The following is a 13,920-nucleotide window of genomic DNA, read 5'->3' as shown; positions in this document are numbered from 1 at the left end:
AAGGTGGGTCACTTCTCGATGAAAACCCCGGGTCACTTCTCAACGGCAATCAACAACCAATCCTATTCCACAACAGGTCATCGAACGAATGGGACAGCTCAAGCGACGGGTCCGCAGCCCACGGGCGGCGCGCGTAAAGACGGCGCTTCCTGCGCATGTGTTTTTTGACGGTGCACAATATCCGGTCGTCGTGCGCAACATCTCGGTCGGCGGCTTGATGATGACCAGCGACCAGCCCGTTCAAAAAGGCAAGCGAAAGCCGATCCGCACCGGGCAGGCACTGATGATTGAGATTGCCGACCTTCTGCCGATCGGCGGCCATGTACGGTGGTCCTGCGGCTCGCAATATGGCGTAATGCTTTCTAAATTTCTGTCGGTTGCCATAGCCGAGGAAATTGGCCGAATGGGTAACCTCAATCCCGCGTGGATCGATGATGTGCGCCTCGCTCACATTGAAGCCGGCACATCTGCAGCGGTCCCGCCACGCTCTTGATTTCAGATCATGGGTGAAACAATTAAGGGTCCGCTTTAGCCGGCGGCGGGTTCACCGCTCAGATCGCGTTGCACATCAACTGGGGCCGAACGGGTGAAGCTCCGGCTTACGAGATAGAGACTGGTACAAGGAGTAATTGAAGTGCCCGCCGCTCCCCGTCCTCATAACGAAGTTGATCGCATTGCCGCGTTGCAGTCCTACGAGATACTGGACACGGCATGTGAGGACGCATTCGATAATATCGCCCATCTCGCGGCCGAACTTACTTCAAGTCCGATCTCGCTTGTCAGCCTGATCGACTCTGATCGCCAGTGGTTCAAGGCACGCGTAGGGCTGGAGGAGACTGAAACTCCTAGAGAACATGCTTTTTGCGCCCATGCGATTTTGAACCCGGATCAGCCGCTGGTTGTGAATGACGCACGTCAGGACGAGCGATTCAGGGACAATCCGCTCGTCCTGGGTGCGCCGGACATTCGCTTTTATGCTGGGATGCCGTTGGTAAATCAGGAAGGAGCGGCGCTTGGCACATTATGCGTGATCGACAGGGAGCCCCGCCAACTGGGAGATAATGAGCTACGCGTCTTGCGCAGACTTGCGGAAACGGTGGTGACGACGCTCGAGCTACGGCGCGCCATGATCAAAATTCGCGAACTTTCTCTCGTCGATCCGCTTACCGGCATAGCCAATCGACCAGCGCTCATGGATGCGTTGGAACGTATTATAGCGCAGCAAATTCGGCATGGTGGCGTGTTTGGGCTATTATATATAGACTTGGACGGCTTCAAAAGGGTCAACGACGAGTTTGGACACGCCGCTGGAGACGAGGTGTTGCGTGTCGTGGCTAGCTCGCTCACGGCCACGCTTCGCCGAGAAGATATCGTCGCCCGGATTGGGGGCGACGAATTTGCAGCGATCCTTGTGGCAGATGAAGGGCAAACCACCTCTGCCGCAGAGCGGGTCCGAAGTGCGATCGAACTTAGCATGCGCGACCGTGGTTGGCAGGTTACTGCTTCGATTGGAGCCGTTTCCTTCCCTTGCCCACCCGGGAATGCTGACGAGGCTTTGGCACGCGCAGACAGATTGATGTATGCCGCCAAACGGCTCGGCAAAAATGCCGTGCAGTATGCCGCCTTGTCCGCCGTCGATGGTGGGGCTGCATGAGGTGAAAACAGAATAGCCAAATTTGTGTCGGTATTCAGCGCGCGCTTTGCATCGACATTCTCAAGCGGGAAAGCCGCTAGGCTCAGCCTGACCGATGTCGCCACGGCGATCGGGCGTGCAAGCATGATCCGCGGCGTGGGCCGGATCGAGGACCGGCATCGCCTCTATCTGGTGCTGGTCGAGAATCGGGCGACGTCAATCGACGATATCGGGAGACTTCCGGTCAAGGCGGCAACCGCATTCCCGGGGTGCCCCGAATCCTCTGCCGAGCCAACCGACCCCTCCGCCGTCGGCCTCGGTGGTAACCCTCGGCCAAATCGCCTCCATCCACCCCCCGACCGCGCCGAACTTCACCCGCGTCACCTCGGGCGGGCACGATGCGGTGCTGATCAACATCCGCCAGTCGCCGACCGGGGACAGCGTCGCGATCGTGACGGCGGTAAACGCGCGTCTGAAGCAGATCCAGCTGCCACGGAGCGTGTCGGTGAGGGCCTTCTACGACCAGTCGGAGCTGGTTACCGGCGCAGCCAACGCGGTGCGCGACGCGATCCTGCTGGGCGCGCTTCTCGCAGGCCTGGTGCTGTTCCTGTTCCTGCGCTCGTTCCGGCTGATGGTGATCACCGGAGTCGCGCTACCCGCCACTCTCGCCGCCACCTGCCTGGTCTTGCTGGCGCTCACATGGGGTTCAACATGATGACCCTGGGCGGCATGGCCGCCGCGGTCGGCCTTGTCGTCGACGACGCCGTCGTGATGCTCGAGCACATGATGCGTCGCATGCAGGAGGGCGCGGCGAAGGACCGCGACAGCTTGCTCGCTGCGGCTGCGGAAATGGGCAAGCCGCTCTACGGCTCGAGCCTTGCAACGATCATCATTTTCCTGCCGCTCGCCTTCGTCAGCGGCGTTACGGGCGGTTTCTTCAAGGCACTCGCGCTCACCATGGCGGCGGCGCTGATCCTGTCGCTGTTCTATGCGCGCTTCGTGATCCCGCTGCTCGCGGCCTCGTGGCTGCGCGACAAGGACGTCGAAGCCGCGGGCAAGGCGGATCGGCTGATGCACCGTCTTCAGGATGGTCACGAATGGACCGAGCGGCGGATGCTCGACAGGCCAGGTCTGTTCGTGCTTGTCACCGCAGTCGCGATGGCTGGACTCGGCTATCTGGCTTGGAGCAACGTGCCGTCGGGGTTCATGCCGGCCATGGACGAAGGCGGTTTCGTCCTCGACTACAAGGCCCAGCCCGGCGCAGCGCTTGCGGACACTGATCGCATCCTGCGACAGGTTGAGCAGATCATCACGGCCACGCCCGAAGTCGCCAGCTATTCGCGGCGGACCGGGGTTCAACTCGGTGGCGGCCTCACCGAAGCCGACGAAGGCGATTACTTCATCCGCCTGAAAAGCGGATCGCGCCGCCCGATCGAAGAGGTGATGACGGATATTCGCACCCGGGTCGAGAAGGAGGTTCCAGGCCTGCAGATCGAGACAATCCAGCTGATGGAGGATTTGATCGGCGATTTGACCGCAGTGCCGCAGCCGATCGAGGTCAAACTGTTCGGCGACGATCCCATCGCACTCAACAAGGCAGCGCAGCAGGTCGGCGCCGCGATCGGCAGGATATCTGGGGTGGTCGAGGTCGTGAATGGCCTTCGTGTTGCCGGCGACGCGATCGACATCCGTGTCCGCCCCGGTGCGCTCGCGCAGCAGGGCCTCGAGGCCGACGCCTTCGCATCGCAGATCGAGGGACTGATCGGCGGAACCGAGGCGACCAAGATGCGCGCGGGAGAGCAATTGGTCTCGATCCGGGTCCGCGCGCCAGCGGACCTGCGCCAACGCGCCGCGCAGATTGCGCGGCTGCCGCTGGTCGCACCGGATGGCCATGGCCTGACGGTGGGGCAGGTTGCCGACGTGGCGGTGCAGGCTGGACAGCAGCAACTAACACGCGAGGACCTGGCTCCGTTTGTCGCGGTCACTGCCCGCCTCGAAGGACGCGATCTCGGTTCCGGAATGCAGGATGTCCGCAAGACCGTGACCGGCCTGAATCTGCCGCACGGCATCCGCGTCGAGTATGGTGGCCTATATGCCGAGCAGCAGAAGAGCTTTGCTGACCTCAGCATGGTATTCGCATCGGCATTGCTGCTGACCGCGCTGCTGCTGACCATCCTGTTCGAGCGGATGGCCTGGACTGTCGCCGCAGTCCTGACGGTGCTGCTGTCCGCCGCGGCCGTGCTGGTCGGGCTATGGATCACCGGCATCGAACTCAACATCTCGGCGTTGATGGGCCTGACGATGGTCGTCGGCATGGTGACGGAACTGGTCATCTTCTACCTGGCCGAACTCGATCCGAAAGTTGGGGTTGGGGAGGAGTCCCTGCGCGCCGCCGGCAGCAAGCGGTTACGGCCGATCCTTATGTCGGCAATGATCGCCATCTTCACGCTAAGTCCGCTGGCACTTGGCTTCAGCCGAGGTGCCGGCCTGCAGCAGCCGCTCGCGACCGCGATCATTTTTGGTCTTACGGCAGCGGTGCCACTCGTGTTGCTGTTCCTCCCCGCTGCCCTGCTGCTGTTCTCCGGTAACGAGAAGCGCGCGAAGATGCCGAGATTAATGCAGTAGGTCGGAAGATCTGCAAACAGCCCCGTTGGCCTTTGAGTTCGCTGGTCCAGCTCTTCACATAGCGCATCTACAGATCGCGTTTTTAACATCCTCCGCTGGGCCAAGGACCTCCTGATGAACTCGGCACGTTCAGACGCGGATGGCTCGCTTGCGCATCGGCTCCGGCAGTCGCACTTTGTGAAGCCTCGATCTTGCGCCTACGCTGCAAGCTGCGCGCCAGCAAAGAACAGGTTGCCGCCCAGCTCGCGCCAATGCACCAACCAGCCAGAACGTCGCTTGGCCAATGCACGCCCAAATAGACCCGAGAGGTGCCGATTGCCAAAGTGAGGAGAATAGCAACCGTGATAATGTAGATCCTGACCCGTCGGTCTTTCTCGGCGCGGGCCAGTAATGCTCCCAACGTAAGATAGGTTATCGCGGAGTTCATGGCGTGGCCGCTGGGGAAGCTGGTCGTATGGACTTCGACCAGATGCGCCACCAGATCCGGGCGGGACCGCGCATAGCCGAATTTGAGCAGGCTGCTAGCCAGAGCGCCTCCGGCTATGGCCAGTAGCAGGAACAACGCCGTGCCGATCCTTCGCGATGCCATCAGATAGCCGGTGATGATGACGGTCAGGAGCGTAAGAATCGTTATACCGCCAAGCGCCGTCACATCGATCATCGTGGTCTGGAGCCAGGCGGGGCCTACCGGTATCGCCGGATCGGTTCCCCGACGTAGGCCTTGGAGGATAAGCCGATCGAGCGCGAACTGATCGCCTTCCATGACTTCCGCTCCCAATTTTAGGAACACAAATCCGCCGACGGCGAGGACCAAAAACACGATCAGGATGCGGCTGTCCATGCGATGTCTGGTGAGCGGGCGGGTAAAGGCGATGGGCATGGACGGGCTCGCTGGTATGTGGACTGGTTGTGAGCAAAACGCGCTAACGGGCTAGAGGATGCCTCTTCGAGCACTGCCAGTCATCCACGCCCGGGTGGGATCTCTGTCTTTGTCCGTGGAGATGCGATAGCGGGCCGCAGCTCGCGACGAAAGGACATTTGGGAGGCGTAGGCTCCCCGCTAATTCCATACAGCCAGTCCCGGACATTCACGGCGACATCGTAAACGACGTGCTTTGGGGCGGAGGGTGGCCTCTGCCAAAGGCAGCTATCTCCGTATCTCGGCTCCTGACCGGACATTCGCCTAGCGGCGCGTTTGTGGCTTGAATTCGTGGCCTGAGGACCGACTAATGAGCGTCGCGTTCTGGCGATGGACCTGCCGTTGGACAGGCCACGCGGGAATGCCCGTAAAGTCCCAAGCGCCCGTGTCCAGCTCTCTACTGGAAACGGGCGCCAAGGGTTCAGATCTCAGTGTTTTCGGCGAGGACAAGCGCGTCCTCCACGTCGATCCCGAGATAGCGCACGGTATTCTCGATCTTGCTGTGGCCGAGAAGGATCTGGACAGCCCGTAGATTGCCAGTCGCCCTGTAGATAATCGATGCCTTCGTTCGCCGAAGCGAGTGGGTGCCATACTCGCTTCGCATCAAGCCGACACCTGTCACCCATTCATCGACGAGCCGAGCATACTGGCGAGTGCTGAGATGCCCATTATGATCAACTCGGCTCGGGAACACATAATCTTCCACCGTGCCGCCCCGGCGTTCGAGCCATGCCAGCAAGCTCGCTCGAGCATCTGGCAGCAATTCGAACTGAACGGGCCGACCGGTTTTCTGCTGCATCATAATCGCGCGTGTTCGGATCTGCCCGGCGCTGACAAGGTCGCCGATTTTCATCCGGACGAGGTCGCAACCGCGTAGCTTGCTGTCGATCGCGAGATCGAACAGCGCCCGATCTCGCAGGCGGCGGCGCTGATTAAGGTAGAAACGGATTTCCCAAATCTGCTTCGGTTTCAGAGCCCGCTTTGCACCTACGGTCCTTCCGGCATTCCAAACTGGGCGCCTGGTGGCGGTGAGTTCTGTTTCAGGCATCTCCATGATCGTTCTCCTATGGCCACATTGGCCATCTGGAGAACGCTTGCCGACGAGGATGCGCAGGATTTGCTATGGGGCTCGTGCCGACCAAACCACGTCGTTCGCGGGAGGCGGTTCGGACGTCCGCATCTGACACAAGCGGTCGTCCGCTCACCATGAACCTGCCGGCCGACAGTCGCTCGAAGCCGGTGATCGCCATGACATTTTGCCTATCTTGGCGGCGAACAATTCGACGCGGACTTCTGAAACCTGCACGCCCTTGCAAATGCTGAACCGGGATACTGGTGTCACAATCGACCGGCTTTGACACCGTTCGGTAGCAGGTGACAGTCTCGGCATATGCCAATCAGACAATTTCGGAGACGGCGCTGACGGGAGACGAGTTGGCCCTCAGGTTAACGCCGTCCTGGCCCGGCGGCTTGCCGAACATCCGGCGATATTCGCGGCTAAAATGCGACGGGCTGTCATATCCAACGGCGAACGCGACCTCGGCGATGTCTTCCCGCATCGCTATCAAGCGTGCGCGCGCCGCCTGGAGGCGGAGCTGCTTCTGGTATTGTATTGGGGTCAGCGAGGTGACGATCCGAAAATGCCGGTGGAGCGACGTGACGCTCATCTGCGCAACTGCCGCCAGTTCCTCAATCCGGATCGTCTCAGCGAAATGGCTGCGCAACCAGCGAACCGCCCGCCCAACCTGCGACATGCGGCTGTCGGCAAGGCCGATCTGGCGCACCATTGCGCCCTGCGGGCTGTTAATCAGGCGCCACAAAATCTCGCGCTCGATCGCCGGGGCCAGGACTGCTATATCGGAGGGCCGATCGAGCAGGCGCAGCAGGCGCACGACGGAATCCACCAAGTCGTCGGTCAGGTCGCTAACCGCGATGCCTGGCCTTTCGTCGCCGAAGGTGCGCGGGCCGCCGGTTTCCAGCAATAGACTGGCGATCGCTTCCGGTCGCAGCGTCAGACCACATCCGAGATGGGGACGCTCGGGCGTCGCCTCGACCACCCAGGCAACGGCCGGCAGATCGACCGACACGACCAGAAATTGCCCCATGCCATAATCAAATGACTGCGACCCGACCTCGATGCGCTTAGCGCCTTGCGCCACGAGCGAGAAAACCGGCTCTACGACTGTCTGGCACGGCTGCGTCGGCTCGGGCCGGGTGGCCAGATATAAATTCGGAATCCGGGGCGACGAGGCGTCGGCATGCGCCTCGATCAGCCCGCTCAATTCGGTGAGGGAAACGGTTGTCATTATGAAATCATCGCACGATTGCGCTTGGTTGTCACATGCTGGCTTATGGAAGGATTGGCAGGATCGGGCATTGATTTGGTAGGATGCGACTACCGCCGCGAATACCATCTGGGGCATTGGGGCTTCTTGTCGTGTCAGACGGACGGCGGGCGGACAATCACCGTTCGCGCAACGCCCTGTCGAATGTCGGCTTGCCTAACTTTCAACGTCGTCAACGCGCTGCGCCCTTGACTGCCTTTCGATGAAGGAAACCACGATGCCGCTTGATCACTATGTCACACTCGGTCGCTCGGGCCTGCGCGTCAGTCCGCTCTGCCTCGGCACGATGACGTTCGGCGAAAGCCGCGGATGGGGTTCCCCCGTCGAGGAATGCCAGGACATCATGGACCGCTTCATCGATGCGGGCGGAAATTTCATCGACACAGCAAACGGCTATACGGCGAGCCAGTCGGAAGCGATTATCGGCGATCATATCGGCCATGATTCCGCGAAGCGCGATCGCCTGGTCCTTGCCACCAAGTTCAGCAACAATCTCTATCTTGGCGATCCCAACGGCGGCGGTTCGGGGCGCAAGGCCATCATCGGTCAGTGCGAACAGTCGCTGCGACGCCTCAAGACCGACTATATCGATCTCTACTGGCTGCATAACTGGGACATCCACACCCCGATCGATGAAACGATGGCGGCGCTGGAAGACCTGATCCGCTCCGGCAAGGTGCGTTATATCGGAGTATCGGATACGCCGGCGTGGAAAGTGGTGGAAGCGAACCTGATTGCGCGCTTCCGTGGCTGGTCGCAATTCATCGGATTGCAGATCGAATATTCGCTGCTGCAACGCACTGTCGAAGCGGAACTGGTGCCGATGGCGCAGGAGATGGGCCTTGGCATCACGCCATGGGGACCCCTCAAAAGTGGTGCGCTAAGCGGCAAATATACCCGCAAAAATGACGGAGACATCAAAGCCGATCGCGGCGCGATGGTCCCGCTCAACGAGCAGACCTATGCGTTGATCGATGAGCTGGAGAAGATCGCCGAGGGGCATGGCAGCACGGTCGCCCGCATCGCGCTTGCCTGGGTGCGCCTGCGGTCTGGCGTGACGTCCACTATCATCGGCGCGCGTAGTGTGAGCCAGCTCGACGACAATATCAAATCGACCGAGATTGCGCTCAGCGCCGAGGAGTTGATCCACCTTGACGAACTGACCAAGCCCGCGCTGCCGTTTCCGCAGAGCATGCTGACCATGTTCCCCGCGCTCCACAACGGCGGAACGACGATCAACGGCGTCGCAGGTGGCCCGTCGATGATCATCAAGCCGGGCGAAAAACCGTATTGAGATGCCGAATCTCGGCGCCGTTGCGGCTGTTCGACCACGTTCGGCCGTTCGGCGGTCCATGCCTGAACGGCTACATACGTCGGAAGCGGTCATTCGCGTCTTGGAATGCGGCGCGGCAACAGTACCCTCAGTCTTGCCGTTCCAGCTTGGTTGGGCGCAATCCGGAAAGCGGCCATTTGTCATCCAGCCCGAAGCGACGGCGGGACCCGCGGGATTGGGACTTCGCGACGGTCTGCTCCGGAGCGCCACTAGGGCGAATCTAGACTTCGCCCGGGGGGCAACGCACTGTCCGGCGGTGCCCACATTGCTGCCGTCCGCAGGCATAAGTCACTCGGGTCGAATACATCGCTGACCCTTTTTCCGCGCCTATTTCCCCTCTCTCGATCCTAAAGAGTGCATTCAGAAGGGCGGCGAGCCGCGGATCGGTTCCGTACCAGTTGGGGTTAAGCATTCTATTTGGCGTATAGGAAACGCCCAGGCGGCGCGCCGGATCGGCAAAAGCCGTGCTGCCCCCAAAGCCGCAGTGACCAAAGGATGCCGAGTTTGATCCGTACCTCGTTTGATCGAGACGAAATCCTGCTGCGTATCGGCCTAGTTCGCCATGAGTCTGGTTTAAGCCGGCTACGCGCGCGCGGGTGGCCTGCTGTAGCGCGGACTTGCTGATCAGCGGCATCCCGTCCGCCTGGTCGACGCGAACGAGATGAGCATAGAGTTTAGCGAGATTGCGGGCATTTGACGTGGCGCCTCCTGCGGGCAAGCCATATGCGCGACCTTGGGCTTGATCTGGTCCCCACAGGCTTGCGCCCTTAATGGCCGAAGCTGCCAACGCTTCCGGATTGGGAGAGTCGAAGCTCAGGCCGTTGGGGTCCATCGCCGACACCATCGTGGCGGCGCGGTGCTCTTCTGTCGCTGGAAGGCCCATGAAGGCGTCGATTCCGACCTTCGACGCCACCTGCTCTGCAAAGAATCGGCTGACCGTTCGACCATCGGTTCGCCGGACCAACTCATCGGCAAGCGTTCCAAAGGTTAATGAATGATAGCCAAAGACGCCGGGTCGAAAGAATGGCTCTTGTGCGGCAAGCCTGGCTGCAAGGGCTTTGTGCTCGTGAAAATCCTCAACCGTCGCCGAACTGCGAGGTCCCGTAAGCCCTGCCTGATGCGACATGAGTTCCCCGACGGTTACTGTCCCCTTGCCATGTGCTGCGAACTCGGGCCAATATTTCGCCACCGGCGCTTCGTAGTCGAGCTTGCCCCTGTCCACCAGCATTGCGACGCATATCGAGGTCAGGCCCTTGGTCGTCGACATCAGCGTGTAGAGCGTATTTTCGGCGATCGGGACCGAGCCAGCTTCGTCCGCGCTCCCGCCCCACAGGTCGACGAGCGGCACCCCATCCCGATACACGGCGAAATGGGCGCCAAGCTCCTTGCCTGACGCGAAGTTGCCTTCGAAAGCGGTGCGGACGGCTTATATCCTGGCGCAACAGTTCCATGGATCGTCCCGCTCAGGCCCCGGCTGTCGGCAACGCGTTCCGGCGAAGGAGCAGCCATGGCCACGCCGGCCAACTGCAGCCCGGCTGCGCCGACGATCACATCCCTGCGAGACAGAAAAGCCGATCCCATATTACTCTCCTCACATCTATACTGATCAATCCAGAACTACCGACATCACGCCGTGCCGATTTCCCGCGCCAAGGTTTCGAATCGCTGCTTTTGATTGCGCACCGCGAAGATCATCAGCACGGAGCACAGGGATGCAATGACGAGGATGCTCGCAGTGAGCAGGAAGGGCAGCCCATATCCACCAGCGCGATCGAACAGGAAGCCGATCAATGGCGCGAAGCTGAAAATGAAAGGCAAGGTAATCGCGTAGCTGATCCCCATCGCCCGACTGATGCTCGCCGGTCCCACCAGCATGCTGAGTGCGGCGCCGTGCATCGTCGTCACGGGGACGACACATATTCCAATCAGGGCGGCGAGCGCGAACAAAGGAAAGCCTGCCACATGCAAAAGGCCCCACCACAGCAGCGCTTGGCCTAAGGTGGCGAGCGCGAGCGCTGAAGGAGGGCCGATGCGATCTGTTATCCAGCCAATCAGCAAGGTGCCGATAATTCCGGCGCCCGCATAGACGGAAAGTAGCCCGGATGCCATTTGCAGGGACAGGTCCCGCTCCATGCCGAAGGGAACGATATGGACGAGGAACGCCGTGCCCGATCCCGATATCACGCCGATCACGATCGATACCAACCAAAAAGGCAGGCTGGCCAGGATTTCGCGCGTCGACAACGGACGATCCTTGATTGCCACCTGCGCACCGGTGCCAGCTAAATCGATATTTGCCCCGCGAGGGACCTGACCGATCCGGTCAGGATGTTCCACGATCAGCATCAGGACGGGGATCAACAGGAGGAAGATTGTCGCGATCCCGCCGAGAACCACGAGCCTGCCATATGCCGGCAGAAGTTCAGCGATGATGAAGGGCGTCAAAAACAGCGCGATTGGCAGGTTGACGACGCTCAGAACCTTGCCCTGCCCGGAGGCAAACCACCGGCTGATCAGCGTCAGCGGACCCAGTATCGCTAACAGGCTCACGCCCGTCCCAATCAGGGCGAACATCACGAGGGCGAGGCCAAAGGACGGCAGAAGGGCGAGACCCAGATAGCCAAGCGCACTGAGCGACGCGCCGCCGATCATTGCGCTTCGCGCCGAGACTTTTTGCAGCAGCCCGCCCAGAAAGGGAGACAGGCCCCCGATCGCCAGCATGATCAGGCTCATTCCCGTTGCCGCTACTGCGCGGGCCACGCCGAAATGCTGCTCTGTACTGGCGAGCAGCGGTCCGAACGATCCGAATGCAAAGCCGGCCGAGAGGGTTTGCGCGAGAAAGCACGGCAGTACCACTCTCCACCCCAAAAATGGGCGAACTGATCGTGTGTGCATCGGAATCCTCTCGATGTTCGGCAGCTACGTAAAGCTCACATGTTTGCGGTGCTGCTCTGATGTAACGGCTAGTCTAGCTGCGAATTCGCCGAAGCATAACGTGCTCAGGTGCCAGTCCTATTGCGGTTTCCAGCATGAAAAGACACAGCGCCCGACTGAATAGGAAGCTATTGAGGGTCGCCCCCCCACGCGGCCGACCAGCATATATGTTCAACATGGCTCATAAAGCTTACATGAAGACGGCCCGGTTCAGTGGAACTAGGAAGTCGGTATCGGGATTGCTTTTCGCGTCGCCGACGCGCTCATGCGCCACTGCGGCGACCAATTCGCGACGGATGGGAAGACGCGCTTTCTCTGCTCGAGGCAGCGCTACCGCCATCTCCGCTGTCGTGAGATCGGTGCAATAGACTGGCGATCCAGGCTGCTGACGCCAGGACTCCGCAATCGACCCCGCATCAAACGGATTGAAACCGGTCTCGTCGACCAGACGCATCGTCACGTCCCGATCGACCGGCCGATCGGCGGCGACGGGAATGGCGATGCGGCCGGGACTGCCCGGCGCCTTGCCATAGACATCGAAAGAGCGGGCGCCAATCGCGTTCCACGCCTTGGCGATCGGCCGGCCCAATTGCTCGACTACCCAAAGGCTTTCGACCTGACCTGCTTCCACAGCGTCGATTGCGCCGTCCCGGGCCGGGTAATAGTTGGAAGTGTCGATCACCACCGTATCTTCAGGCACCCCTGCGAGAACGGGCTTGACCGTCGACAGGCGCTGGAACGGAATAGAGAGGATGATGACATCCACCTCTTTCACCGCGTCCTCAGCCGTTGTCGCCTGCGCGCGGGAGGCAAGTATCTGCGCGTCGATTGTCTCGGGTCCACGCGAGTTCGCGACTTTGATCTCATGACCCGCTTTGGTCAGTTCGCGGACCAACGTCTTTCCGATGTTGCCTGTACCCAGAATTGCTATCTTCATGCTCTTATTCCTGTCGCTCGAATATTGGAATCTGTGGTCGCACGATCTCTACTTCAGGCGTGGATGTAAACATATCCCATTTTTCGCGTCTGCGGAGCGGTAACGGCGCCTGGATCTCGCGCGTAACTAACACATAGGGCGGTTTCACGGCCCGGCCGGGGCCGGGGCGTTGGCGAAGGCGCCCGCGCGATGGATTTTGGCTGAGCGCCCCGGATAATTGCTCGACAGGATATAGAGTTCACGGGTGCCGGGCTTGATGGCCATGCTGGTGGTGAAGAGCAGCTCTCCGCAGTCCCGGTCGGGGATCAGTATCTGGCCGATCGGCACGCCTTTGGGATTGAACACCATGACCCGGCCTTCGCCGGCGAGCGCGGCATAGACGTTGCCGTCGCTGTCGGTCCGCAACGAATCCACGGTCGCGCCGGTGAAATGGTAGCGCATGGTGGTGGCGACGACGGGCGCAATTTGCGTCGGCGTGACCAGATTGATGCGATGGAGAAACCCCGTCCCCACCTCGCCGACCCACAATGTCTTGCCGTCCGGGCTGATCGCGATCCCGTTGGGCTCGGACATACGGATCATGATGGGGGTGACCGTCTTCATGTCCGGGGCGACATGATAGACCCCGCCGGTGCGGTCGGCATTATTGCCCTTGAAATCGGTGAAGTAGAAGCCGCCCTCCTTGTCCATGGCGAGGTCGTTGGGCTTATGGCCCGCCTTGGGATCGATGATGACCTGCTTGTCCGAACCGTCCGGCCGGATCGAGAATATACTGCCTCCGCCACCTGCCACGAGGATGCGGCCGTTCTTGAGAAAGGCCAGACCAGAAGAGTGGGCTTCATTCTTCGGCAGGATCATCGTCAGGTCCTGCTTGGGGGAAAGCCGCATGACCCGCCCCCCTTGCACCTCGACAAACAGGAGGTTGCCCTGCGCGTCGAACAGAGGCCCCTCTATGAAGAGATTCTGGTCCATCCCGCCGAACGCCGACAGGCTGGTCGTCATGCTGTACCATGGTTCAGCGACGATCGTCTGGAGGCCCGCCTCGCTCGGTGGGATCACGGGCGCAGGGCTGTCCGTGGGATAGGCCAGCGTTGGATAGGATGTGGCCCCCGCTTTCGACGGGGACTGCGCCTCACCCTGGCCCGCACAAATCGTGCAGGCCAGGATCATCGACCATTTGGAGGTATTCCGCACC

The 13,920-nt window shown here is 60.8% G+C and carries 8 protein-coding genes and 3 pseudogenes; 4 read left to right on the top strand and 7 right to left on the bottom strand.

Annotated elements, in window-relative coordinates; genetic code table 11:
- The first annotated feature begins 88 nt into the window (after positions 1 to 88).
- From ACODSN_RS09410 to ACODSN_RS09400, 3 genes and pseudogenes are all read left to right on the top strand, one after another.
- Positions 89 to 493 carry a PilZ domain-containing protein gene (locus ACODSN_RS09410; protein ID WP_489054868.1) on the top strand — a complete coding sequence of 135 codons (405 nt, stop codon included), beginning with the start codon at positions 89 to 91 and terminating at the stop codon, positions 491 to 493.
- A gap of 141 nt (positions 494 to 634) precedes the next feature.
- Entirely contained in the window at positions 635 to 1,654 is a 1,020-nt protein-coding gene (locus ACODSN_RS09405; protein ID WP_489054866.1) for a GGDEF domain-containing protein, read from the top strand.
- Between the two features lie 298 nt (positions 1,655 to 1,952).
- Positions 1,953 to 4,258: pseudogene (locus ACODSN_RS09400) on the top strand (efflux RND transporter permease subunit).
- An 82-nt stretch (positions 4,259 to 4,340) separates the two neighbouring features.
- Here ACODSN_RS09400 and ACODSN_RS09395 read toward each other — a convergent pair.
- The 3 genes from ACODSN_RS09395 to ACODSN_RS09385 form a co-directional block, all read right to left on the bottom strand.
- Entirely contained in the window at positions 4,341 to 5,138 is a 798-nt protein-coding gene (locus ACODSN_RS09395) for a phosphatase PAP2 family protein (protein WP_489054865.1), read from the bottom strand.
- A 459-nt stretch (positions 5,139 to 5,597) separates the two neighbouring features.
- The gene (locus ACODSN_RS09390; protein WP_489054864.1) at positions 5,598 to 6,230 is read right to left on the bottom strand and encodes a tyrosine-type recombinase/integrase; all 633 of its coding nucleotides are present in this window, start codon (positions 6,228 to 6,230) and stop codon (positions 5,598 to 5,600) included.
- 343 nt (positions 6,231 to 6,573) lie between these two features.
- Positions 6,574 to 7,590: an AraC family transcriptional regulator gene (locus tag ACODSN_RS09385; RefSeq protein WP_489054863.1), complete on the bottom strand. Its 1,017-nt coding sequence runs from the start codon at positions 7,588 to 7,590 to the stop codon at positions 6,574 to 6,576.
- A gap of 148 nt (positions 7,591 to 7,738) precedes the next feature.
- On the opposite strand from ACODSN_RS09385, the gene ACODSN_RS09380 reads away from it, so the two are divergent.
- Entirely contained in the window at positions 7,739 to 8,815 is a 1,077-nt protein-coding gene (locus tag ACODSN_RS09380; RefSeq protein WP_489054861.1) for an aldo/keto reductase, read from the top strand.
- Between the two features lie 259 nt (positions 8,816 to 9,074).
- Here ACODSN_RS09380 and ACODSN_RS09375 read toward each other — a convergent pair.
- From ACODSN_RS09375 to ACODSN_RS09360, 4 genes and pseudogenes are all read right to left on the bottom strand, one after another.
- A pseudogene (locus ACODSN_RS09375) lies at positions 9,075 to 10,253 on the bottom strand (serine hydrolase domain-containing protein); the annotation flags it as partial.
- 227 nt (positions 10,254 to 10,480) lie between these two features.
- Positions 10,481 to 11,749, bottom strand: coding sequence for an MFS transporter (locus ACODSN_RS09370; RefSeq protein WP_489054860.1), 1,269 nt, complete (start codon positions 11,747 to 11,749; stop codon positions 10,481 to 10,483).
- A gap of 229 nt (positions 11,750 to 11,978) precedes the next feature.
- A pseudogene (locus ACODSN_RS09365) lies at positions 11,979 to 12,740 on the bottom strand (NADPH-dependent F420 reductase); the annotation flags it as partial.
- A gap of 129 nt (positions 12,741 to 12,869) precedes the next feature.
- The gene (locus tag ACODSN_RS09360) at positions 12,870 to 13,919 is read right to left on the bottom strand and encodes an SMP-30/gluconolactonase/LRE family protein (RefSeq protein ID WP_489054859.1); all 1,050 of its coding nucleotides are present in this window, start codon (positions 13,917 to 13,919) and stop codon (positions 12,870 to 12,872) included.
- Between the last annotated feature and the right edge of the window lies 1 nt (position 13,920).

This window comes from Sphingobium sp. FG11, from assembly GCF_057809915.1.
This window is presented reverse-complemented; position numbering and strand designations above follow the sequence as displayed.